Origin of the sequence: Microbulbifer bruguierae, assembly GCF_029869925.1 — a bacterium.
In the GTDB taxonomy this organism is placed as follows: Bacteria; Pseudomonadota; Gammaproteobacteria; order Pseudomonadales; family Cellvibrionaceae; genus Microbulbifer; species Microbulbifer bruguierae.
Genome location: NZ_CP118605.1, coordinates 4,346,378 through 4,370,301, shown reverse-complemented (window position 1 = coordinate 4,370,301; position 23,924 = coordinate 4,346,378). Strand labels below are relative to the sequence as shown.

The window sequence follows — 23,924 nt, the reverse complement described above, 5'->3', positions numbered from 1 at the left end:
CCATTCTAACCCAGCCCCTCGGGTGCGACTCAAGCCAAAGAACGGGCAATAAAATCGTGTACCGCAGACAGTTCGTTATCCAGCACCTGCAAGCGCTCCTCCCGCTGCATAAGATCCTGCATGTGCTGAGGCAACGGGACCTGAGTACCGGGCAGCGCCTTGTCCACCGCCTCGCTGAACTTGGCGGGGTGCGCGGTAGCGAGACACACCATCGGCTCAGCACTGGAGCGGCGCGCCCTTCGGGCCGCCTCCACGCCGATAGCCGTATGCGGATCCAGCAGGTAGCCGGTAGCTTCGAACACTTCGCGAATGACTTCCACAGTACGCTCATCCGCCACTCGCTCGGAGGAGAAAAGGGTACGCGCTTTATCCAGTGCGCTCTCGTCAAGTTTCAGCGGCGCACTGCGATCTGCCAGTAACTCGGCAATCGCCAAGCCATTGCGATCGTAAAGATCGAACAGCAACCGCTCGAAGTTACTCGACACCATAATATCCATACTGGGCGACAGGCTGTGCACCAGTGGCTTGGGTGTATGGTCGTTGGCGCTGATGCAGCGGTGCAGGATATCGTTGGCATTGGTGGCAATCACCAGCTGATTAATTGGCAGCCCCATACCACGAGCCAGATAACCGGCGAAGATATCCCCGAAATTACCCGTTGGCACGGAGAAATTCACCGCGCGATAAGGTGCACCCAGACTCAGGGCCGCGTGGAAGTAGTACACGATCTGAGCCATGATCCGCGCCCAGTTGATCGAGTTAACTGCTACCAGGCGACGGCCATCGGGGAGAAACGACTGGTCTGTAAAACTGGCTTTCACCATGTTCTGACAATCGTCGAAGTTGCCTTCCAGCGCGATATTGAAGACGTTATCCGACAACACCGTGGTCATCTGTTTGCGCTGCACTTCCGACACGCGATTGTGTGGATGCAGAATGAAGATATCGATATTGTCGCAGTGGCGGCAGCCCTCAATGGCCGCAGAGCCGGTATCCCCGGATGTAGCCCCGAGCACGACCACCTTTTCTCCGCGCTTTTTCAGCAACAGGTCGAGTAATTGGCCGAGGAACTGCAGCGCGAAATCCTTGAATGCCAGTGTCGGCCCCTGAAACAGCTCCATTACCCATTCGTTGTGCGCGGTCTGTACCAGTGGCGCAATGGCGTCGTGCCGGAATGTCGCATAGGCGCGCTCGATAATTCCGCGCATCTCCGCTTCACTTAGATCTTCGGCAACAAATGGCCACATAATCCGGAACGCGAGCTCCTGATAACTCAGGCCGGCCATTTCGGCAATTTCCTCACGACTGAAACGAGGCAAGTTTTCCGGTACATACAGGCCGCCATCACTGGCGAGGCCAGTGAGGACGGTATCTGCAAAGCTAAGAGACGGCGCGCGGCCGCGAGTGCTGATAAATTTCACAGTAGTTCTGGTATTGGTTTCTGGTATTGATTCTGACAAATTCTTGAGAGGAAACAGCGAGCACAACACCTGCACCCGCCGGCAATCACCGTTCTGCGCAATCGGCAGTATTACGTATTAGCCCAGGGACTCGACCCGAATGCGTACAACCGGCCCCTGAATAGTATCCAGCGCCTCAATGCGATTAACTGCCTCCTGCAGCTGAGACTCGCGCGCGCGACTGGTCAACAATACGACCGGCACCAGCTCTTCATCTTCGGCCGGCTCGTGCTGGATCAGCGCCTCAATACTGATGCCCTGCTCACTGCAAATAGTGGCAACCTTGGACATGACTCCGGGCTTGTCGAATGCGGATATACGCATGTAGTAACTGGTCTCGGTGTCCCCCATGGGCAGCACTTCGTCCAGGGTTCCCTGACTGTCCTGGGTCACGCCTGCCAGTGGCACGCGTTGATCCGGGCGCACATTCAGGGTACGTGCGACATCGACGATATCGGCAATCACCGCTGACGCAGTTGCCTCGGCACCAGCACCCGCACCGTAATACAGTGTCGGTCCTACCGCATCGCCGTGCACCAGCACCGCATTCATCACACCATTTACATTGGCGATAAGGCGGCGCTGGGGAATCAGTGTCGGGTGCACCCGCAACTCGACACCCTCGCTGGTACGGCGAGCGATCCCCAGATGTTTGATGCGGTAACCCAGCTCATCGGCGTAGCGAATATCTTCTTTGGACACACCACTGATACCTTCGGTATACACCTTGTCGAATGCCAGCGGCATACCAAAAGCCAGGGAAGCCATGATTACCAGTTTGTGGGCAGCATCAATCCCCTCTACATCGAAAGTGGGATCCGCTTCGGCGTAACCAAGTGCCTGCGCCTGTGCCAGGGCTTCGTCAAAACTGCGCCCTTTTTCACGCATCTCGGTAAGAATGTAATTGCCAGTACCATTGATGATACCCGCCAGCCATTCGATGCGATTACCTACAAGGCCTTCGCGCAGGGATTTGATAATAGGAATACCACCAGCAACCGCCGCTTCATAGGCGATGGTGACACCCTTCTCTGCCGCCGCCGCAAACAGCTCATTACCGTATTCCGCGATCAGCGCCTTGTTGGCGGTAATCACATGTTTGCCATTGGCAATAGCTGTCAATACCAGTTCGCGTGCGACAGTAGTACCGCCAATCAGCTCCACCAGTACATCCACATCGGGATTGTTGGCCACATCAAAAATTTCGCGGGTTACTGTCAGCTGACTGGTATCGCAGACGGGGTTATCCCGGCGCGCACCGATCTGTACGATCTCCACCGGCCGTCCACAGCGGGCAGCAATTTCATCCGAATTGCGTGCCATCACATTGACCGTACCGCCACCTACGGTCCCAAGACCACAGATACCAATTCGCACCGCAGGTACTGAACCTGCCGCAGTGGGTTTTTCCGAGACTCTCGTGGTTTCGTCGGCAAATGCGCTCACAACTTCCCTCCGCGCATGACCCTAATGGAATACAGCGCAATAACTGGCGTTTAAATCAAAAAAAGGTCGACAACCATACTGAGAGACAAGGGAAATTGTCAATAAAATTGCGCAGGGCGACCCACCCTGTGAGCATTGTGCACCGGTCTGAGAATGCTATCCGACGCACAAACCGCACAACGACAAAGGCCGGCAAACGCCGGCCTCATAAAACTCCCTCAGGATCAATTAGTATCCGTCAGATACCCAGTGCTTTCGCCAGGGTTTCCGGTGGTACATAGCCCGGCACAACGGTGCCGTCTTCCATCACGATCGTCGGGGTACCACGCACGTCAATCGCCTCATTGCCCAGCTTGTACTGGGCCGCTACCGGATTGTCCTTGCACACATTGAGCGGGACGTTCTTGCGGTTTTTCAGATCCGTAAGCGTTTTATTCGGGTCATCTGCACACCACGCCGTAGCAATTTTTCGATAACCTACAGAGTTCACCCCAGCACGTGGAAAGGCGAGGTAGCGCACTTCGATGCCGCGGCGATTCAGTTCCGGCACATCGTTGTGCAGCTTCTGACAGTAGCCGCAATCCACATCGGTAAATACGTATATACGGGCCTTGGTCTCACCCTTTGGGGAATAGACAATCATATCCTTGAGATCCACCCCCTTCAGCACTGCAGCGCGACTGAGCCCACGGCGCTGTTCAGAGATGTTCACTACTCGCTCAGGCGTCACCTGGAACAGATCACCGGCAATAAAGTGGCCGCCATCCTTGGAGACAAACAGCACATTGCCGCCGTTTACGTCGACCTCATACAAGCCATTCACCGCACTTTCCCGCACCTCGCCAAATTGGGCATTTGGGCTGCTGGCGGCAAGTTTCGCCTTGATCTGACTAGCGACCGCTGCATCTACTTCCGCAACCGCGACCTGCCCGGCCGCGGCCAGCAACAACGAGGCAATAGCGACAAGAGGCTGTTTGAAAAAGGTCATGATTCTATTTGCTCCAGATTATTTGCTCTTCGACCACGGTGGTCGTTGCCGGTTCCAAGGGCGAAATTTCCATAAAGATGGGAACGCTACAGCGCCAATTGCACAGACTATAGCCAGTATGGCAGCAATACCAATGAACCGGACGGCTTGCGGCAGGTTTTACTACACCCACACCCGGATTGCCACCGCCCAGCCAGCCACAAACGATGGAAGCAGCCAGGAATGGGTCGGCAAGTCGCATTTTCGCGGCACAAAAAAAACCGGAGACATGCTCCGGTTTTTCGTGTCGCGCAGAAAACTCAGCCGAGCTTTTCTTTAATACGCGCTGCTTTACCAGTCAGGTTGCGCAGGTAGTACAGCTTGGCCTGACGAACGTCACCACGACGCTTCACGGCAACACTGTCAACCAGCGGGCTGTGCGTCTGGAAAGTACGCTCAACGCCAACACCGTGAGAGATCTTGCGCACAGTGAAGGATGAGTTCAGGCCGCGGTTACGCTTGCCGATCACAACACCTTCAAACGCCTGCAGACGCTCGCGGTTACCTTCTTTTACCTTTACCTGTACGACAACGGTGTCGCCCGGGGCAAATGCAGGCAGTTCAGCTTTCAGCTGTTCTTGTTCCAGCTGCTGGATAATTTTGTTGGTCATTTGGAGTTCTCCAAAAGGGATTTATGTAGCCTCACGGCTAGACCACCGAATTACTCACGCCTCCCGGCGAATTCGATATTACTCATTTTCTCCCGGCGACAGCTCCTGCAGAAACTCCTGCAGCAGTTTGCTCTGTTCCGGGGTCAGCGCCAGCTTCTCAAGAAGATCCGGCCGGCGCTGCTGCGTGCGCCCCAAGGCCTGCTTGAGACGCCAGCGGCGTATTCTCTCATGGTTTCCGGAAAGCAATACTTCCGGCACCTTTTGCCCCTGATAGTCTTCAGGGCGAGTGTAATGCGGGCAGTCCAACAAGCCTTGAGCGAAGGAATCCTCCACCGCAGACTGGTCATGCCCCAGGGCACCCGGTATCAATCGGGTAATGGCATCCACCATTACCATCGCCGCCAACTCGCCGCCACTGAGCACGTAATCACCGATTGACCACTCTTCATCAATCAATGACTCGACGATGCGCTCGTCCACGCCTTCGTAACGACCGGCCAAAAGCACCAGGTTGCCACTCTGTGAGAGCTGCTCGACACCCTGCTGATCCAACTGCCGCCCTTGGGGTGACAGATAAATGGATCTGGTCGGCCCGGCTTCCTCCGCCCAGTTGCGCGCTTCCATCAGCGCCTGCGACAGAGGTTCCGCCAGCATCACCATACCGGGACCACCGCCATAGGGGCGATCATCCACCGTGCGATGACGGTCAGCAGTGAAATCCCGGGGATTCCAACAGCGCACCTCAAGGAGACTATCCTTCACTGCCCGCCCACTAATACCGTAGTCGGTCAGGGCTGCGAACATCTCGGGGAAGATGCTCACCAGCGCCACGCGCTTGGCCGCCATCAGAACTCCGGATCCCAGATTACGGTTATCACACCGGCATCCAGATCCACGTCCGTGATGAATTCCCCGGGCAGATACGGAATCAGGCGCTCGCGCCCGTCGTCGCCGCCGCGAACCACCATCACATCGTTGGCTCCGGTCTCCATCAGTCGCACCACTTCACCGAAGCGGCATTCGCGACCTTCAAACTGACTCACCACCTGCAGGCCCTGCAGCTGGTGCCAGTAGTATTCGCCGTCGTCCAGTTGTGGCATTTCACTGCCGGCAACAGCGATATCCCGCTGACAATACTGGGCCGCGACATCGCGGTCATCCACACCCTTGATATGAACAACCAGGCCTTTGCCGTGGCGTTTGCCCGCGTCAATTTCAAGAGGTTGCCATTTGCCCTGACCTTTTGCCCCGGGATCCTGCAACCACCAGCGGGAAAATTGCAGAATATTTTCCATCGGCTCAGTAAAAGAGTGCACCTTCACCCAGCCTCGGACCCCGTACACCGCAGTGAGGCGCCCGACAGTGACCAGATCTTCGTTAACAACCGAATGTTCAGCCACGGACGTACTCCGGATTCGTAGCGGTCAGAAACGGAATCAGGCGGTTTCTTTCAGCAGCTTGCTGACGCGGTCAGACAGCTGTGCGCCCTGACCTACCCAGAACTCAACGCGATCACGATCAACGCGCAGACGCTCTTCCTGACCGCGGGCAACCGGGTTGAAGAAGCCAACACGCTCAATGAAACGACCGTCGCGAGATTTGCGGCTGTCGGTCACAGTCAGGTGATAAAACGGGCGTTTCTTCGCACCGCCACGAGCCAAACGAATGGTTACCATGTAGCTATCCTGTAGTTTCAACACTAACCGGTCACCTCTGGGTGACCAGAACATCCCGCCTCTCGGCGGTATTTGCGACTTTGCCGAAGCAAAAATCTGCTTTCAAATCAATGAACAGCGGCCAAGGGCCAGCTGAAAGGCGGCGTATTCTAATGTACCGATTGCAATTTGTATAGCGGCGAATACGCACGCCAACCGGCACCGCCAAAACACGCTCTGGCGATCATTACTTCTTGCGGAACCCGGGGGGCAGACCACCCGGCATTCCGCCCATACCACCGAGGCCGCCGGCACCACCCATGCCCGGCAAGCCGCCGAGACCGCGCATCATCTTGCTCATACCACCACCCTTGAGCTTCTTCATCATCTTGCCCATCTGCTTGTGCTGTTTGAGCAGGCGGTTGAGATCCTGAATCTGGGTGCCGGAGCCGGCGGTAATACGACGCTTGCGAGAACCACTGAGAATATCCGGGTTGCGGCGCTCCTCCGGGGTCATGGAGCTGATCATGGCATCCATGCGCCGAAACTCTTTGCCCATATCCGCCTGCTGTGCAGCCTGAGCCAGCCCACCCATTCCCGGCATCTTGTCCATGAGAGCACCCAGGCCACCCATGTTCTGCATCTGTTGCAGCTGATCTCGCAGATCTTCCAGGTCAAATCCTTTACCTTTTTGTACCTTTTTGACCAGTTTTTCCGCTTTACTGCGGTCGATTGTCTGTTCAGCCTGCTCAATCAGGGACAGGATATCCCCCATCCCCAGGATTCGGGAGGCAATACGATCCGGATGGAAGGTTTCCAGCGCATCGGTTTTCTCACCGACCCCGATAAACTTGATCGGCTTGCCGGTCACATGACGCACCGACAGCGCCGCACCGCCGCGGGCGTCACCGTCGGCCTTGGTCAGTATCACACCGGTCAGCGGCAGAGCGTCATTGAAGGCGCTGGCGGTATTCACCGCATCCTGACCGATCATGGCGTCAATCACGAACAGAGTTTCCGCAGGGCTCAACACGCCGTGCAATTCGCGAATCTCGTCCATCAACTGCTCGTCGATGTGCAGGCGACCGGCGGTATCCACGATCAGGACGTCAGCAAACTGCTTCCGCGCCGCCTCCATCGCACCACGAGCTATGTCCACTGGTTTCTGGTCCGGTGCGGACGGATGGAACATCGCGCCCACCTCACCTGCCAGCGTCTCCAGCTGCTTGATCGCCGCAGGCCGGTATACGTCAGCACTGACTACCATTACCTTTTTCTTTTCGCGATCCTGCAGATATTTGGAGAGCTTGGCCACACTGGTGGTCTTACCGGCGCCCTGCAGGCCCGCCATCAGAATCACTGCCGGGGGTTGCACTGCCAGGTTCAGCGGCGTCGCCGCCTCTCCCATCACCTTGACCAGCTCGCCCTGCACGATCTTGACGAACTGCTGCCCAGGGTTCAGCGCCTTGCTGACGTTCTGCCCAACGGCGGCCATACGCACCTGGTGAACAAATGCCTTGACCACTGGTAGCGCCACATCCGCCTCCAGCAGAGCCTTGCGCACCTCGCGCAAGGTATCGCGGATATTGTCATCCGTCAGGCGCGCCTTACCCGTGACTTTTTTCAGTGCTGACGACAGACGGTCGCTCAGATTATCGAACATATCACTTTCTCAAATCGTAAATTCGGCTAGCAGTGAAGGCCCGGCTCCCACCGGATCCCCGAAAACGCGGCAGTATAGCCCAGGCGGGCTTTCCAGCACAGGCGCGCTGTGACACACTGCCCGCCCTAAACATAATCACAAAGCACAACGGATCAACCCCAATGGCGGCTGTAGCCCACTGGACGGCAATTGCACTTTATCTGGCCACTACTGCGGTCGCAGCCCTGTCGCTGTCGCGTCACCAGCAGGCGACCCGACAGCCACTAATGCTGGCACTGTTCGCCGGCGCCATCGTCGCCCATGCCCTGTCCCTGAAATTCATCTTGTTTGCTGACGTTGGCTTTCGCTTTGACCTGTTGGCCATGCTGTCCCTGGTTACCTGGTCCGTAGCCTTACTGCTTTTGATTCTATCCCTGCGGCACCGGCTTACCCTGCTGATCCTGGCCATAGCGCCACTGGCGGCACTGGCAGAACTCGCCGCCGTACACGCCTGGGGAGGAGTTTCGCCACGCACACAGATATCCCCTAGTATCGCCGCCCACGCCCTGCTATCCATCTCTGCGTACTCGCTGCTGACATTGGCCACGCTACAGGCCATTTACCTCTACTGGTTGAACCAGCAGCTGCACAATCACCGGCCGTCTGGTATCAGTCGCCTGCTACCGCCACTACAGACCATGGAGAGCCTGCTGTTTGGCTTGGTGGCTTTCGGACAACTGCTGCTGACCGCGTCCCTGATCACCGGAGCCCTGTTTGTAGAAAATCTGTTTGCCCAGCATCTGGTACACAAAACCGCGCTATCCATTCTGGCGTGGATTCTGTACAGCATTCTCCTGTGGGGCCACTGGCGAAAAGGCTGGCGCGGCAATACCGCTGTGCGCTGGACCCTGTGCGCCTTTGCCATTCTTATGCTGGCTTTTTTCGGCAGCAAACTGGCATTGGAAGTCATTTTGCCCCGAGGCTGAGGCCGCTTGACTTGCGACCTCAGCCGTTCTGTTCCAATATCGCCCTGTCCCAATAAAAAGAGCTCCCCCTTGAACGACATACCGCCCGGCCTTCTGTTTGCACTGATAGGCCTGCTGATAGTTATTTCCGCATTTTTCTCCAGCTCTGAAACCAGCATGATGGCGCTCAACCGCTACCGCCTGCGCCATCAGGCGAAAAGCGGCCACCGCGGGGCCAAACGTGCCATGGACCTACTGTCGCGCCCGGACAAACTGATCGGAGCGATTCTGATTGGCAACAACCTCGTCAATATTCTCGCCACTGCCATTGCTACAATCCTCTTCACCCGGTTATACGGCGAAGCGGGGCTCGGCTATGCGACCATTGCCCTCACCCTGGCAATCCTGATTTTTGCCGAAGTCACGCCAAAAACCATTGCTGCGCTGCACCCGGAAAAAGTCGCCTTCCCCGCCAGCGTGGTATTACAACCACTAATGTGGCTGCTAGCTCCTTTTGTTTGGCTGGTCGGCAGTATTTCCAACGGGCTCGCCCGCCTTGTCGGGGTTGAAGCCGGGAAAGAGTCCGAGGCAGAACACCTCGCCCCGGAAGAACTGCGCACCGTCGTATTCGAATCCGGCGCCCTGCTTCCGACCAAGCACAAGGGCATGCTATTGAACGTGCTCGATCTGGACCAGGCCACCGTGGAAGACATCATGATCCCGCGCAACGAGGTCATCGGGGTCGATTTGGACAACTCCGCAGATGCCATCCTTCACCAGCTGGCAGAGAGTAGCTATACCCGCCTGCCCGTCTACCGCGGCGATATCAACAACGTGGTGGGTATACTGCACCTGCGCCGCGCCGCACAAATCCTGCGCGACGGGACGGAGAAGCTGACCTCAGACACCCTGAAAACACACCTCGACGAACCCTATTTTGTGCCCGAGGCCACACCGCTACCGACCCTGCTGATGAACTTCCAGCAGAAAAAGCGGCGTATGGGCCTGGTGGTGGACGAGTACGGCGAGGTGATGGGTATAGTGACCCTGGAAGACCTGCTGGAAGAGATTGTGGGCGACTTTACCGCGAGCCCGATACCCAGTGATGACGAGGAAATCGTGGCCCAGGAGGATGATTGGTATCTCGTGGATGGAGGCACATCCATCCGCGACATCAACCGCACCCTGCACTGGGAATTACCCACCGATGGCCCCAAGACCTTTAACGGGTTGATCATGGAGCATCTGGAAAGTATCCCGGAAGGCAACATCAGCCTTTATATCGGCGAGTATCTGATCGAAATTGTCGCAGTGTCAGACAAGATGATCACCAGCGCACGCATCCGCAAAGCGCGAGGCTGATTCGATCGGGTACACCAGCCCCCTAAACCGGGCGAGCCACTCGTAACGGCTGCCCTCGCCTCTTAATTTTCAGGGTCAAATTAGTTCCAGCTGGCGACGCACCGGCGCAAAGCTCTTGCGATGGACCGGACTTGCACCGAGGCGCTCCAGCGCCTCCATGTGTACCTTGGTGGGATATCCTTTGTGACCCGCCAGGCCATAACCCGGGTAAACCCGATCCAGATCCACCATTTCCCGGTCCCTGGTAACCTTGGCGAGAATGGATGCCGCCGCGATTGCCGCGACACGGTCATCGCCCTTTACCACCGTATCGCAATCGTAATGCCACATCGGCTTGCGATTTCCATCCACCAGTACGAATTCCGGCTGCACCGATAACCCCTCTACCGCCCGCTTCATTGCCAGCAAACTGGCATGGAGAATATTGAGCTGATCGATTTCCTCCACCGTCGCACGCGCAATGGCATAAGCAAGCGTCTTTTCGCGAATCTCGTCAAATAGCGCCTCGCGCTTTTTCTCGCTGAGCTTTTTTGAATCTGCCAGGCCTTCGATCGGGTTTTCCGGGTCAAGGATGACCGCTGCGGCCACCACATCCCCCGCCAGCGGCCCGCGGCCGACCTCATCAACCCCAGCCAGCAGGGTTCCAGTGTAGGGGCAGACGTACGCAGGCAATGCAGTTTTGGATTTCATGGGAAGATAACCAGGAAAGCGACTATTCAAAGAAGGGTAAGAGCGTGGCTTATTTGTCGAGTAACGTGCAAACGGCTTCAGCCGCTTTTTCCGACGCATCCCGACGCAATTGCTGGTGCAGTTCGCTGAATTCCCGACGCAGCCGGTCTCCCAGCAACGGATCATCAAAATAATTCAGAATTGCCGCACCCAGCGCTTCCGGAGTTGCATCATCCTGAAGGATTTCCGGCACCAGCTCGCGCTGCGCCAGCAGATTCGGCAGCGACACCCAGGGGGTGTGCAGCATACGGGAGAAAATCGCATAGGAAAGACCGGCCATTTTATAGGCCACCACCATGGGCTTATTCATCAACATGGTTTCCAGTGTCGCGGTACCCGACGCGATCAATACGGCATCCGCCGCAGCGAGTGCCTTCTGGGACTGGCCATCCAATACGGTCAAAGGAAGATCTTCCAGCCCCGTCAATTGCGCCAACTGCTGCTCGATTTGCGCCCTGCGCTCAGGACTCGCGGCAGGAAGCACGAATTTTAAATCTCGGCGCCGCTGATGGCACCAGAGCGCAGCCTGCAGAAACAGTGGCCCCAGCAGGCGTACTTCACCGCCGCGACTGCCTGGCAGCAATGCAACTACCTTATCTTCAGGAGCAAAACCGAGGTCGCGCTTGGCCGCATCCACATCCACATCCAGCGGTATTTCGTCTGCAAGAGGATGACCAACAAACGTCACCGGCACCTGGTGTTCGCGGTAAAAATCCGCTTCAAATGGCAACAATGTGAGAATGTGATCCACTGCCCGCGCTATTTTCTTGATCCGCCCCTGACGCCATGCCCATACCGACGGACTCACGTAGTGCACCGTCGGAATTCCCGCCGCACGCAATGCCTCTTCAAGGCCGAGGTTGAAATCAGGGGAGTCGATGCCGATAAAAATATCCGGCGGATTGGCGATAAAATGCTGCCGCAGGGTACGGCGGATTTTCAGTAACTCCGGCAAACGCTTCAGTGGCTCTACCAGCCCCATCACCGATAGCCGCTCCATGGGAAACCGGGAGTCGGCACCGAGTGCCTGCATACGGGGACCGGCGATCCCGGTTACTTCTACTCTGGCGAAGCGTTTTTGCAGGGCCGCAATCAGACCTGCACCGAGGATATCGCCCGAAGCTTCGCCAGCAAGCATGCCGACGCGCAGGGTTCGAGCTTCAGCGTTACCCTTATTTCCATTCTGATCAAGCAAGGGACTACCTCAGCGGACGATACCGCGCGTGGAATCGTTCAGGGAATCGATCCAGGGCTGGATAACCGCAGACTCCTGACGCAGCTGCGCCAGGGATTCCAGCGCTTCGTCGGCCGTCAAACCGCGGCGATAAACCGTTTTGTAGGCTTTGTTGATCAGGGCGATTTCTTCCCGGGTAAAGCCTCTGCGGCGCAACCCCTCGGCATTGATCGTCTTGGCCTCAGCCGGATTTCCCGCCACCATCACATAAGCCGGCACGTCCTTACCAACCCCGGCCCCCATACCGGTGAACGCGTGTTCGCCGATGGTACAGTGCTGATGCACCAGGGTGTAGCCACTGAGGATCGCCCAGTCGCGCACGTATACATGGCCGGCAAGCGCAACATTGTTGACCAGAATCGTGTGATTCCCAATTACGCTATCGTGGCCGATATGCGCATAGGCCATCAGCAGGTTGTCGTTTCCGATAGTAGTTTCGCCGCGATCCTGAACGGTACCGCGATGAATCGTGACACCTTCACGGATAACATTGTTATCACCGATCACCAGGGTGGTGGGCTCGCCCCGGTACTTTTTATCCGGGGTATCCTGACCCACCGAAGCAAACTGGTAAATCCGATTGTTTTTACCCAGCTTGGTCGGGCCACTCAGTACCACATGGGAAGCGATTTCGCAGCCATCGCCGATCTCAACGTCAGGCCCCACAATACTGTAAGGACCGATTTGCACCCCATCACCAATCTTTGCCGAATCATCAACAATTGCGGTCGGGTGAATTCTGGTTTGCATTTTGTAACTATCTCCTCACTGGTGCCGGTCCACACCAGCCCCAAAGAATCTGGTGGCGAACCGATCCCGTTGCGCCAGCAACATCCGTAATACGTTCACAACAATCTGCAAAGGTTTCGCCTTCACCGGATGCCGCCTTCCCATGCGCCGCATCTGGAGTCAACCGACGTTGATCCTCAGATTTTTTTAACCGCACAAAGAATATCTGCGGATGCCGCCAACTCGCCATCGACGCTGGCTTTCCCGGCAAATTTCCAGATACCGCGGCGCTCTGAAATCACCTGGGACTCCAGCTGCAGGCGATCACCCGGGACCACCTGACGCTTGAAACGCACGTTGTCGATACCGGCAAACAAGTAGAGATATCCGTCTGCAGGCTTTTGATCAAGGGTCTTGAAGCCCAGGATACCGGAAACCTGCGCCAGCGCTTCTACGATCATGACACCGGGAAAAATCGGCATCTCAGGAAAATGACCGTTGAATACTTCCTCGTTGATCGAGATGTTTTTGTAGCCTGTGATCGACTTACCCTTCTCCAGTTCGACAACCCGGTCTACCAGAAGGAAAGGATAGCGGTGCGGCAGGTATTGACGAATTTCCTGTACGTCCATCATGGCGATTTGTCCCCAGAAACCACTTCGGGGCGCCGAACGCCCCGAATTAACTAATAAAATCTGATTGTTTAACTTGAACCGGGTCCGCTACTCGGAACCGGATGCCTGTGACTCCGTTGAAGTCTCTGTCGACAGCATTGCAAGCGTAGTCTCCAGCTCTCTCAAGCGACGGGCCATCTGATCCAGCTGCCCGTAGCGCACCGCATTGCGACGCCAAGCGCGACTTTCCGAAAACGGCGTGCCGCTGGAATAGGAGCCGGCGTTTTCAATGGACTTGGTAACCAGCGTGCGGGCAGTAACATGGGTGCGGTCGGCAATGGTCAGATGGCCTACGATACCTACGCCACCGGCAATGGTGCACTGTTTGCCAATTACCGTACTACCCGCAACCGCGGAGCACGCAGCCATGGCTGTATAGTCACCGATCTGCACATTGTGCGCGATCTGCACCATATTGTCGATCTTGACACCCCGGCCGATCACCGTGTTACCGAGAGCCCCGCGATCAATGCAGCTGCAGGCCCCTATCTCCACTTGATCAGAGATTTCCACACCACCGAGCTGATGAATTTTATTCCACCGCCCTTCACTGGGAGCAAAACCGAAACCATCCGCACCAATAACGGTGTTGGCGTGCACTATACAGTCGGTGCCGATGTAGCAGCCGTGATAGACAACCACACCAGGAAACAACCTGGAGCGCGCACCAATTTCACTTCCGGCACCTACAACACAGCCGGGACCAATAACAACGCCCGCCGCAACCTTCACATCCTTCTCGATGACGGTTCCGGGACCAATAGCGGCACTCTCGTGAACCTCCGCCGTTGGATGAACCGACGCGGTGGCGTCGATACCCGGCGCATATCGCGGAGCGTCATCGTAAATGGCCGTCGCCTGGGCAAAGGCCAGGTAAGGATTGGCGACCACCAGTGCCGACACAGGACAGGCTTCAGCCTGGTCGGCTGTCACTAATACTGCACACGCCCGGGTCTCCGCCAAAAAGCGGCGGTAATTTGCACTGGCGAGAAAACTGACCTGATTTTCACCGGCATCCTGTAAAGTATTGAGGCCAGTGGGGATTTGATTGCCACTGGCCCCATTCACCAGGCGCAACTCAGCGCCCAGTTTCTCAGCCAACTGAGCCAGTGTCAGCTGTTCGCTCATACTGACAGTCTCTTGCAGCGAGGTTATTTTGCGGCGTTAAGACGCTTGACCAGATCTTCGGTAAGACTTGCTTCAGCGCCGGCATAAACCGCGGCATTGGCATCCAGCACCAGGTCCAGTTTGCGCTCTTTAATGATTTCTTCCAGCACGGTCTTGGCCTTGGGCAACAGATCTTTCTGGATATCCTGAACGGCCTGTCCTTCTATAGCGCGCAGTTTTTTTACTGCCGTTTCAAAGTCCGAGCGCTTGAAGTTCATTTTGCGCTGATGCTCGGCTTTTTGTTCATCAGACCAGGTCACACCATTTTTCTGTGCGTCTTCCGCCATTTTCTGCACTTCCGAACGAATGCCTTCAGCGCTGTTCTGCAACTGGGAGTATTCGGAACTGGTTTTCAGGGCGTTGATTTTGGAGGACGCTTTTTCTGTGCTCATGATGGCTGCCTGAATATTGACGACAGCCACTTTGGTTTGCGCCGCGGCAGCACCAGAAAACAGCAGACCTGCCAGCAAAATCGCACTTACTTTTACAAATTTGAACACGTTAGTTCTCCGTATCTCTGTAAATTGCCGGCGCCCATCCGAGCGCCCGTTATTATGAAGTCCACTAACTACCCTCATACCGCCACGATCGGACAGCAAAGGGCAATCAATGATCAGAAGCTGTTACCCAGAGAGAACTGGAACACTTCCACATCGTCATCCTCATTTTCACGCAGGGCCTTGGAAAGACTGAACGTTAGCGGGCCAAACCCGGTAATCCAGGTCAGGCCGATACCCGCGGACACGTTGATGTAATCGACGTCGATATCGTAACAGTTGAGCTGAGATTCGCCACAGTTGCTGCTGAAAACATTACCGGCATCAATAAAAAATGCGGACTGCATGGAGCGCTGATCTTTTACAAATGGAATCGGGAAAATCACTTCCGCACTACCCTCAACGAGAATATTGCCACCAAAAGGTTGCGGCCTACGCGAGGGATCCGTTGTTACAAACTCACCGGTGCTGTCATCCAGGACGTAGCAATACTTAGACGTGTCACCCTCCGCATTCACCGCACATGGTTCAGGGATATAACTTACTGCTGGAGTCGAACGCGGCCCAAGGGTGTTTCGCTCAAACCCTCGCACAGAGCCAAAACCACCACCGTAAAAATTTTCAAAAAATGGCAGCTCATCGATATCGCCATACCCCTCCGCATACCCGAGGCGGGTGCGAAGACGCAAAGTGAGATCCCTGGTCAGCGGACGAAAATACTGGGCGGTATATATGAGTTTGTAGTACTCGAGGTCACCACCGGGCAGAGCCACCTCAATAGATGCGCGCTGCGAGGCACCACGGGTCGCAAGAATACCGCGGTTCAATGTCGACCGGGCATAGGAAGAAGTCACGGACCAGGTGTCAAATTCATCCCCGTACAAATCGACAAAACCATCGGGATCATTATTCAAAAAATCCGGCCCGATAGGCATGCTCAGATCAAGGGCTACGCCGTCGGTTTTGGCTTCTCCCAGTTCAGCCCGGATAGCCTCCAAATCATCCCGGTTAATTTCACCGGTGACATAATCAAGGGGCAGCGGACTATCCTTGATTTCCTGCACTGAGCTGCTGTGGGTACTCAGTTCCATATGGTTAAAACCGATATTCAGCCCAACCCGGGAGATTTCTGAAATCGGATAACCGAAGCTCAGGCCTGCACCATAGGTAGTGGTGTTATAGCTAGACAGGTTGATCTCGGAATAATCGCGTTCCTGGTAAAACACGTTGAAACCACGACTGACACCATCCGGAGTAAAGTACGGATCGGTATAGGAAAAATTGATCACCGTCTGGTAGGTAGAGGTATTCACCGCAAAACCGACGGACTTACCGGTACCTAGCCAGTTGTTTTCCTGAACATTAGCGCCCAGTACCAGACCGCTGCCCTGAGCATATCCAACAGTGCCGCCAATGGTACCGGAGGGCTGCTCCTCTACAGTGTATTCCACATCAATCTGATCCGAAGTACCTGGTACTTCGGTGGTTTCGACCTGCACTTCTTTGAAAAAGCCAAGGCGCTCCAGACGTACCTTGGACTGCTCAATACGTGCTGAAGATGCCGATGCGGACTCCATCTGACGCATCTCGCGGCGCAACACGTCATCAGAAGTACGCGTGTTGCCCCGGAAATCAATGCGGCGCACATAGGCGCGCTTACCCGGATCGATAAAGAAAGTAACCTTTACGGTTTTATCCTCTTCATTGGCCTCCGGCATACCATTGACTTCAGCAAAGGTATAACCCTCGTTCCCCAGACGCTTGGTAATGTAATCCGAGGTGGTGGTCATCAGCACCTGAGAGAATGTCTGCCCTTTACGCACCAGCAACAGGCGACGGATTTCTTCTTCCGACACCACTGGATCGCCGGCGAGTTCCACGTCGGAAACCGTGTAGACATCACCTTCGGTGATATTCACGGTGATAAAAACACTTTGCTTATCAGGGCTCAGAGATACTTGGGTAGAGTCAATCTTGAACTCGAGATAACCTCGATCAAGATAGTAGGATTCCAGGCGCTCCAGATCCCCGGTCAGTTTTTCCCGGGAGTATTTATCGTCACTGTTCAACCACGACAACCAGCCGGTGGTCTGCAGTTCGAAGATTTCTGCGAGCTCGCTGTCAGAGAAGGCGCGGTTACCGACAACATTGATGTGCTTGATGGCAGCGACGGAGCCTTCATCCACCACAACCTTCAGTTCCACCTGGTTGCGCGGCAACTCCTTCACTTCGGTCTTTACGCTGGCGCCGTAGCGCCCCTGCGCAACATATTGACGCTGTAGTTCCTGCGCCAGTCCTTCCAGGGTCGCGCGCTTGAAAATCTGACCTTCAGCGAGACCATTGTCACTCATGCCCTTCAGCAGATCTTCGCTTTTGATCGCTTTGTTACCGGTAATCTCGATCTTCGAGATCGCCGGGCGTTCGCGCACCGTAATGACCAGCACGCCGCTTTCACGACCAATCTGGATGTCCTGGAAGTAACCGGTTCGGAACAGTGCGCGGGTGGCACTCTGGATTTCCAGACTCTCGATCTGATCCCCCACCCGCACCGGCAAAGCGGCAAACACGGTGCCCGCTGAAACCCGCTGAAGACCTTCAACGCGGATATCATTGACCACAAACGACTGGGCGTAAGCGGCGATTGGCAAAGCCAGACCAAGCGAGGCCGCTTTCAGGAAATTTTTCATCTACTAAATCCGAGTTTTTATTCGCAATTCCAGCCGGGCTACCCGCCCGTTCAATTTCAACGCACCCGAAATTTTGGCTACAGGCGCAAAATATCGTTGTACAGCGCCAGGGCCATGATCCCCAGCACCATCGCCATCCCCACCTGCATACCAATCATCTGCACCTTCTCCGATACCGGAGAACCTTTTATGGCCTCAATACCGTAGTAAAGGAGATGCCCACCATCGAGCACCGGGATGGGCAGCAGGTTCAACACACCGAGACTGATACTCAATAGAGCCAGCAACGAGAGGAAGGATTGCCAGCCGGCGTCCGCCGAGGTGCCGGCCACTTTAGCAATGGTGATGGGGCCACTCAAGTTACGGGTGGACAACTGTCCGAATAGCAGCTTCTTCAGACTATCCAGAGTAAAGGCCGTTTTGTTCCAGGTCTCATCAAGCCCCTTACTCAGGGCCCCAAGAAGACCGTAGTGGTACCGACGCACCTTGTCTTCAGGCCATGATGCTGCCGTCGGCAACACACCGATACGGCCAATGCGTTCACCGTTATCGAGAACGACCTCGTCCGGGGTAAGCGTGAAGCTCCGCTCCGCACCATCGCGGACCACGGTAACAGCTACCGCCTGCTCCGGGCGTGCTTTGATATAGCTTGTCCAGCTATCCCAGGTGGTAAAGTCCCGTCCGTCACTGGCAACAATTTCGTCGCCCACTTGCAAGCCACCGCGCTCCGCGGGGCTTCCCGACACCACCTGGGACAGCGTCATACTGACCTGTGGCACCCACAATTTGACGCCGATTTCCTTCAGAGGATCCGCTACTTCCCTACCGGACAGCCAGCTGTCGATATCCGCATACATATGGTATTCAAGGGTCGAGTCCGGGTAGCGTACGGAAAATTTGATATCGCCACTCTCCCCAAGGCGTTTGGCAAGCTGCCAGTTCAGCGCCTGCCAGGTGGGAGTGGGCTGATCGTCGATAGCAAGGATTTCCTGGCCTTTCTCCAGCCCCGCGTAGGCCGCGAGGCTGCCGGCTTCCACTTCATCCACCACCGGCACCGGGCCGGAAGTTCCACCGAGAAATACACCCCAGAAGAGCACAATCGCCAGCAGAAAATTGGCTACTGGTCCCGCCGCCGCAATCGCCATACGAGCCCAGACACTTTTACGGTTGAAGGCTCGGTCCAGCTCTTCCGGCGCGACATTGCCTTCCCGCTCATCCAGCATCTTTACATAGCCGCCCAGGGGAATAGCGGCAACAGTGAATTCGGTACCGTGGCGGTCGTAGCGGGATACCAGGCGGCGGCCAAAGCCCACGGAAAAACGCAATACTTTTACCCCACACCAGCGCGCCACAATAAAGTGGCCGAACTCGTGGAAGCTCACAAGTACACCGAGGGCCACCAGTGCCCAAACTGCGGTTTGTAAGATATCTAGCATGAAGTCAGTTTACTTTGATCTCATTGATAAGCGGTGAGCCTGTACCGGCGCCTAGAGCGCCGCCAGCATTTCCACTGCCAGTTCACGCGCCTTTTGATCAGCCTTTTCGACTGCGTCCAGGTCTGTCAGTTCAACCACTGCCGTGGATTTCATGACCTTTTCTATCACCCGGGCAATCCCGGTAAAGGGTAGCGCCCCATCCAGAAACGCCTGCACCGCCACTTCATTCGCCGCATTCAGGGTAGTCGGCGCACTGCCGCCTGCCTCCATCGCTTCCCGCGCCAGGCGCAAGCAGGGAAAGCGAACCTCGTCCGGCGCCTCGAAATCCAGGCGTCCCTGGGCGATCAGATCCAGCGCGGCGACACCGCTGTCGATACGCTGAGGGAACGCCAGTGCATGGGCAATGGGCGTGCGCATGTCCGGATTGCCCATCTGTGCCAGCAGCGAGCCGTCTCGATACTGGACCATGGAGTGCACGATACTTTGCGGGTGGACCACCACCTGAATATCCGCTGGCGCTGCGCGAAACAGATAACAGGCTTCGATAAACTCCAACCCCTTGTTCATCATGGTGGCAGAATCCACGGAAATCTTGCGCCCCATGGACCAGTTGGGATGATTGCAAGCCTCTTCCGGAGTCACCCGCTCCAGCGCCGCCGGATCGGTAGTGCGGAATGGCCCGCCGGAACCGGTCAGCAGAATCCGCTCCACTCCCGCTTCATCGAGGCTATCACAGGGATAGGGCAGACACTGGAAAATGGCGTTGTGCTCACTGTCGATAGGTAGCATTTGCGCGCCGCTGCGCGCCAGCGCATCCATAAACAGGGGGCCGGCCATTACCAGGGATTCTTTGTTGGCCAGCAACACTTTCTTGCCCGCCTTTACCGCCGCCAAGGTCGGCTTGAGACCGGCAGCACCGACAATGGCGGCCATGACCACTGAGACCCGCTCGTCGGAGGCCACCTGGCAGAGCCCTTCGATACCGCTCAAGACTTCGGTTTCAATGCCATCTGTCCGCAGGGACTGCCGCAGACTCTGCGCTCGAGTTTCGTCCAGCACAACCGCATAGTGGGGCCGAAATTCACGACACTGCTGCGCCAGTGCCTCTACCCGCTCTCTCGCTGTCAGCGCAAATACCCGGTATTGCTGCGGGTGCCGCGACAATACATCAAGCGTGCTAACACCAATGGAGCCGGTGGACCCGAGTACACAGACTGATTGTGGATGAGAGGAGTACATGGAAACCGTTTACCTCTGTAGCCTGTCCGGACCGCGACAGCTATCGCCGCAAGCCACAACCCTCAGCTACCGCTCGGGTCGCAATGAAAGGGGAACAAGCTACTCGTTTCTGATAATTACAGCGTTTGACTGCTACTGGCACAGATATCTGTTACCGATGCCAGTCACAGATATTTGGGCAGCTCGCTGGCCAGTGCGGCCATGGTAAAGACCGGCAGCGCAGCAGTCAGGCTATCGAGCCGATCCAGAATGCCGCCGTGACCAGGCAGAATCCGGCTACTGTCCTTGATGCCCCGGTGGCGTTTGAACATGCTCTCCACCAGATCACCGATAACCGATGCCAATGCAGTTACCAGCACGCCGAACGAGAACAGCACCGTGTTTTTCAACGGTAACTGAAATGCCACAGAGACCGCCAAAGCAAGTACCAGACATGCAGCCAGCCCGCCGAAAAAGCCCTCCCATGACTTACCCGGGCTGACTTCCCGCGCCAGCTTGTGCTTGCCAAATTTACGTCCGACAAAGTAAGCACCTACATCTGCAGCGACAACGACGGCCACCACAAACAACACAAGCCAGGCGCCATGCTCCTGCCCACGCAAAATCACTACCGACAACCATGCGGGCACAAGTACAACCAGCCCGATCAGCCCCCGCGCCCAGCGATTGCCCCACAACATTGCACTGGCCGGATAACCTTGCACCCACAGGAATGCAAGCGCCCACCAACCACAGGCGACCGCCAGGATTTGCCGAGCGTGATCGATATCCGGGGTGGAAAAGTCGAAATCAAATACATAGCGGGCAGTGCCGACGAGCGCGGCACCCAGGGCGGCAAGAAACACAAAGCGCAGAGCGCGATTGAGATTGGAGAGGTTGGCCCATTCCCAGCCACCGAGAAGAATGATCGCGCCCACGATCATGGAGAACCACTGCATGGGGACAAAAAACAGCAGCCCGAGAAAAAAGGCAACCAACACCAGCGCGGTAATTATTCTTTGTTTTAGCACCGTTCAACCCTTAATCAATTTAACCGGGTAATCGAAAACGCCGACGATCACGCCTGCGCCTCAACCCCATCTTCACTGCGCCCGCCATAACGGCGATCCCGCTGCCGAAAAGCTGTCAGAGCCGCATCCAGCTCAGCAACCCCGAAATCCGGCCACAGCGTTTCGGTAAAGTAAAATTCACTATAAGCGGCCTGCCACAGCAAAAAATTACTGATGCGTTGCTCGCCGCTGGAGCGGATCACAAGATCCACTGCCGGCAGATCCGCCAGCTGTACTCGCTCACCCAGGGCGGCATCGTCAATGGACTCCGGCGCGCGTGCACCGCTGGCCACCTCTTCCGCCAGGGAGCGTGCTGCCTGCGCGATATCCCACTGGCCACCGTAATCCGCAGCGATCACCAGTGTACCCGTGGTACCGCCAACCGTGAGGTCCTCTGCGTCTGCAATTGCACGCTGCAAACGTGCAGAAAAGCGGTCGCGACGGCCGATCACACGCAGTCGAATCCCCTGCTCCTGCATACGCCGCGCCTCGCGGCGCAAATAGGAGTGGAACAGACTCATCAACAACTCCACCTCTTTAGGCGGTCGCTGCCAATTTTCACTGGAAAATGCGAATAGCGTGAGCACTTCGATTTCGCGGTCTTTGCAGGCCTCGATCAAATCGCGGATCCGCTCAACACCAGCTTTGTGCCCGGCAGATGGCGACAGCCCTTTGCGCGCAGCCCAGCGGCCGTTGCCATCCATGATAATGGCGACGTGTCGCGGTCCCGCCAGCTCGTGCACTGCCACACCAGTACCGCTTACAGACATCAGATTTCCATCAAGTCCTTTTCTTTTGCTGCCAGCGCTTTTTCCACTTCAGCAATATATTTGTCGGTCAGCTTCTGAATATCATCCGCTGCACGACGCTCATCGTCCTCAGAGATTTCCTTCTCTTTTTCCAAAGCCTTGACTTCCGCCAGTGCATCGCGGCGCACATTGCGAATGGCAACACGGGCGTTTTCCGCTTCACTCTTTGCCTGGCGAATAAAATTTTTGCGGGTCTCTTCCGTCAGCATCGGCATCGGGATACGAATGACACTGCCTGCAGTGCTCGGATTCAGACCGAGATCAGACTTCATGATTGCCTTTTCAATGTCGGGAACCAGATTCTTTTCCCACGGCGTGACCGACAGGGTGCGCGCATCTTCGACGTTGACATTGGCTACCTGCGACAGCGGCGTGTCTGAACCATAGTAGGAAATCTGAATTCCATCGAGAATGCTCGGGTGCGCGCGACCGGTGCGAATCTTGTTGAAGTTGGTTCCCAACGCGTCGATGGTTTTGCTCATGCGCCCTTCGGCGTCTTTCTTGATGTCGTTGATCACTGATTCACATCCTCTTCGATAAGTGTGCCCTCTTCACCGCCGACAACAATATTCAGCAGCGCTCCGGTCTTGTCCATCCGGAAAACCCGCACCGGCATATTGTGTTCGCGGCAGAGGCAGATTGCCGTTAAATCCATAACTCCGAGCTTTTTGTCGAGCACCTCGTCATAGGTGAGGCGGTCATAGCGGGTGGCATCAGGTACCAATTTCGGATCGGCAGAGTAGACGCCGTCAACCTTTGTGGCCTTGAGTACCAGTTCCGCATCGATCTCAATTCCGCGCAAACAGGCGGCGGAGTCGGTGGTGAAAAAGGGATTGCCGGTACCCGCAGCGAAGATCAGTACTTCACCGCGTTCAAGATAGCGGATGGCCGCGCGACGATCGTAATGATCCACGATACCGCTCATCTGGATCGACGACATGACCCGGGAAGAAATATTCGAACGCTCGAGCGCATCACGCAGGGCCAATGCGTTCATCACCGTCGCCAGCATGCCCATATGGTCACCGGTAACGCGGTCCAGGCCTGCGGCATTAAGTGCAGCCCCGCGGAACAGGTTGCCACCGCCGACCACCAGGCCGACCTGTACACCAATCCCAACCAACTGCCCGATTTCCAGTGCCATTTTATCCAGCACTTTGGGGCTGATTCCAAACCCCTGCTCGCCCATCAGCTCTTCTCCGCTGAGCTTTAACAGGATTCTCTTGTACTTGCGGTCTTTAATACCTGGCATCCCTTGGTCCTCAACTGTCATGGGCTAAATTCTGTGTTGAGACGCAACCCGCTTGCGGTTCGCGCCCGCCGAACATTACAACAAATCCGGCGCTTTACCTATGGTTTTACCTACACCTTTGCGGATCCGGCCGAATTATAAACGGTAGTTTCGGCTACCCGGGCAGCCCAATCGATCAGTTTATAAACAGCACTTGCCGTAGGCCAGATACTACAACGGGGCGCCCCGGCAGCATTCGTATGAACACACCGGGA

At 56.1% G+C, this 23,924-nt stretch carries 24 protein-coding genes; 3 read left to right on the top strand and 21 right to left on the bottom strand.

The genetic code is table 11. From position 1 onward, the window contains the following. Positions 1-29 precede the first annotated feature (29 nt). From thrC to PVT68_RS17815, 3 genes are all read right to left on the bottom strand, one after another. Complete coding sequence (gene thrC / locus PVT68_RS17825; protein ID WP_280320429.1) at positions 30-1,421, bottom strand: threonine synthase; 1,392 nt, start codon at positions 1,419-1,421, stop codon at positions 30-32. A 117-nt stretch (positions 1,422-1,538) separates the two neighbouring features. Next, positions 1,539-2,783 (bottom strand): homoserine dehydrogenase, encoded by a 1,245-nt coding sequence (locus PVT68_RS17820; protein ID WP_407666162.1) that lies wholly within the window; start codon positions 2,781-2,783, stop codon positions 1,539-1,541. A 361-nt stretch (positions 2,784-3,144) separates the two neighbouring features. Continuing rightward, complete coding sequence (locus PVT68_RS17815; RefSeq protein WP_280320427.1) at positions 3,145-3,894, bottom strand: DsbC family protein; 750 nt, start codon at positions 3,892-3,894, stop codon at positions 3,145-3,147. Between PVT68_RS17815 and PVT68_RS17810 the strand changes: the two genes are divergently transcribed. Continuing rightward, positions 3,881-4,213: a hypothetical protein gene (locus PVT68_RS17810; RefSeq protein ID WP_280320426.1), complete on the top strand. Its 333-nt coding sequence runs from the start codon at positions 3,881-3,883 to the stop codon at positions 4,211-4,213. The genes PVT68_RS17815 and PVT68_RS17810 overlap by 14 nt on opposite strands. Here PVT68_RS17810 and rplS read toward each other — a convergent pair. From rplS to ffh, 5 genes are all read right to left on the bottom strand, one after another. Then, the gene (gene rplS, locus PVT68_RS17805) at positions 4,194-4,544 is read right to left on the bottom strand and encodes a 50S ribosomal protein L19 (RefSeq protein WP_280320425.1); all 351 of its coding nucleotides are present in this window, start codon (positions 4,542-4,544) and stop codon (positions 4,194-4,196) included. The genes PVT68_RS17810 and rplS overlap by 20 nt on opposite strands. Positions 4,545-4,622: 78 nt before the next feature. After that, positions 4,623-5,390 (bottom strand): tRNA (guanosine(37)-N1)-methyltransferase TrmD, encoded by a 768-nt coding sequence (trmD, locus tag PVT68_RS17800; RefSeq protein ID WP_280320424.1) that lies wholly within the window; start codon positions 5,388-5,390, stop codon positions 4,623-4,625. After that, on the bottom strand, positions 5,390-5,944 hold the full coding sequence (gene rimM / locus PVT68_RS17795; protein ID WP_280320423.1) for a ribosome maturation factor RimM: 555 nt from the start codon (positions 5,942-5,944) through the stop codon (positions 5,390-5,392). The genes trmD and rimM overlap by 1 nt, the downstream gene beginning before the upstream one ends. A 36-nt stretch (positions 5,945-5,980) precedes the next feature. Continuing rightward, positions 5,981-6,220 carry a 30S ribosomal protein S16 gene (gene rpsP, locus PVT68_RS17790; protein WP_280322557.1) on the bottom strand — a complete coding sequence of 80 codons (240 nt, stop codon included), beginning with the start codon at positions 6,218-6,220 and terminating at the stop codon, positions 5,981-5,983. Between the two features lie 226 nt (positions 6,221-6,446). Then, positions 6,447-7,862, bottom strand: a complete 1,416-nt coding sequence (ffh, locus tag PVT68_RS17785) for a signal recognition particle protein (protein WP_280320422.1) — start codon at positions 7,860-7,862, stop codon at positions 6,447-6,449. A 161-nt stretch (positions 7,863-8,023) separates the two neighbouring features. Between ffh and PVT68_RS17780 the strand changes: the two genes are divergently transcribed. Both PVT68_RS17780 and PVT68_RS17775 read left to right on the top strand, forming a co-directional pair. Next, positions 8,024-8,827, top strand: coding sequence for a cytochrome C assembly family protein (locus PVT68_RS17780; protein ID WP_280320421.1), 804 nt, complete (start codon positions 8,024-8,026; stop codon positions 8,825-8,827). Between the two features lie 69 nt (positions 8,828-8,896). Beyond that, positions 8,897-10,168: an HlyC/CorC family transporter gene (locus tag PVT68_RS17775; protein WP_280320420.1), complete on the top strand. Its 1,272-nt coding sequence runs from the start codon at positions 8,897-8,899 to the stop codon at positions 10,166-10,168. A 75-nt stretch (positions 10,169-10,243) separates the two neighbouring features. Here the strand turns inward: PVT68_RS17775 and rnhB are convergent, their stop codons facing one another. The 13 genes from rnhB to pyrH all read right to left on the bottom strand — a co-directional run bounded on the left by rnhB (position 10,244) and on the right by pyrH (position 23,670). Continuing rightward, a complete protein-coding gene (gene rnhB, locus PVT68_RS17770; protein ID WP_280320419.1) occupies positions 10,244-10,858 on the bottom strand; it encodes a ribonuclease HII in 615 nt (204 codons plus the stop codon). A 49-nt stretch (positions 10,859-10,907) separates the two neighbouring features. Then, positions 10,908-12,092 carry a lipid-A-disaccharide synthase gene (gene lpxB, locus PVT68_RS17765; RefSeq protein WP_456085774.1) on the bottom strand — a complete coding sequence of 395 codons (1,185 nt, stop codon included), beginning with the start codon at positions 12,090-12,092 and terminating at the stop codon, positions 10,908-10,910. Positions 12,093-12,101: 9 nt separating this feature from the next. Beyond that, positions 12,102-12,881: an acyl-ACP--UDP-N-acetylglucosamine O-acyltransferase gene (gene lpxA, locus PVT68_RS17760; protein ID WP_280320418.1), complete on the bottom strand. Its 780-nt coding sequence runs from the start codon at positions 12,879-12,881 to the stop codon at positions 12,102-12,104. 176 nt (positions 12,882-13,057) lie between these two features. After that, positions 13,058-13,495, bottom strand: a complete 438-nt coding sequence (gene fabZ, locus PVT68_RS17755; protein ID WP_280320417.1) for a 3-hydroxyacyl-ACP dehydratase FabZ — start codon at positions 13,493-13,495, stop codon at positions 13,058-13,060. 87 nt (positions 13,496-13,582) lie between these two features. Next, positions 13,583-14,662: a UDP-3-O-(3-hydroxymyristoyl)glucosamine N-acyltransferase gene (gene lpxD, locus PVT68_RS17750; RefSeq protein ID WP_280320416.1), complete on the bottom strand. Its 1,080-nt coding sequence runs from the start codon at positions 14,660-14,662 to the stop codon at positions 13,583-13,585. 23 nt (positions 14,663-14,685) lie between these two features. Continuing rightward, positions 14,686-15,201 carry an OmpH family outer membrane protein gene (locus PVT68_RS17745; RefSeq protein ID WP_280320415.1) on the bottom strand — a complete coding sequence of 172 codons (516 nt, stop codon included), beginning with the start codon at positions 15,199-15,201 and terminating at the stop codon, positions 14,686-14,688. Positions 15,202-15,314: 113 nt separating this feature from the next. Then, entirely contained in the window at positions 15,315-17,885 is a 2,571-nt protein-coding gene (gene bamA, locus PVT68_RS17740; protein WP_280320414.1) for an outer membrane protein assembly factor BamA, read from the bottom strand. 77 nt (positions 17,886-17,962) lie between these two features. Continuing rightward, on the bottom strand, positions 17,963-19,321 hold the full coding sequence (rseP, locus tag PVT68_RS17735; protein WP_280320413.1) for an RIP metalloprotease RseP: 1,359 nt from the start codon (positions 19,319-19,321) through the stop codon (positions 17,963-17,965). 51 nt (positions 19,322-19,372) lie between these two features. Next, entirely contained in the window at positions 19,373-20,560 is a 1,188-nt protein-coding gene (gene ispC, locus PVT68_RS17730; RefSeq protein WP_280320412.1) for a 1-deoxy-D-xylulose-5-phosphate reductoisomerase, read from the bottom strand. A 164-nt stretch (positions 20,561-20,724) separates the two neighbouring features. Further along, positions 20,725-21,570, bottom strand: a complete 846-nt coding sequence (locus PVT68_RS17725) for a phosphatidate cytidylyltransferase (protein ID WP_280320411.1) — start codon at positions 21,568-21,570, stop codon at positions 20,725-20,727. Between the two features lie 47 nt (positions 21,571-21,617). Then, positions 21,618-22,379 (bottom strand): polyprenyl diphosphate synthase, encoded by a 762-nt coding sequence (gene uppS / locus PVT68_RS17720; RefSeq protein WP_280320410.1) that lies wholly within the window; start codon positions 22,377-22,379, stop codon positions 21,618-21,620. Beyond that, the gene (gene frr, locus PVT68_RS17715) at positions 22,379-22,936 is read right to left on the bottom strand and encodes a ribosome recycling factor (RefSeq protein ID WP_280320409.1); all 558 of its coding nucleotides are present in this window, start codon (positions 22,934-22,936) and stop codon (positions 22,379-22,381) included. Before frr ends, uppS begins: the two co-directional genes overlap by 1 nt. Continuing rightward, positions 22,933-23,670: a UMP kinase gene (gene pyrH / locus PVT68_RS17710; RefSeq protein WP_280322555.1), complete on the bottom strand. Its 738-nt coding sequence runs from the start codon at positions 23,668-23,670 to the stop codon at positions 22,933-22,935. The genes frr and pyrH overlap by 4 nt, the downstream gene beginning before the upstream one ends. Positions 23,671-23,924: the final 254 nt, after the last annotated feature.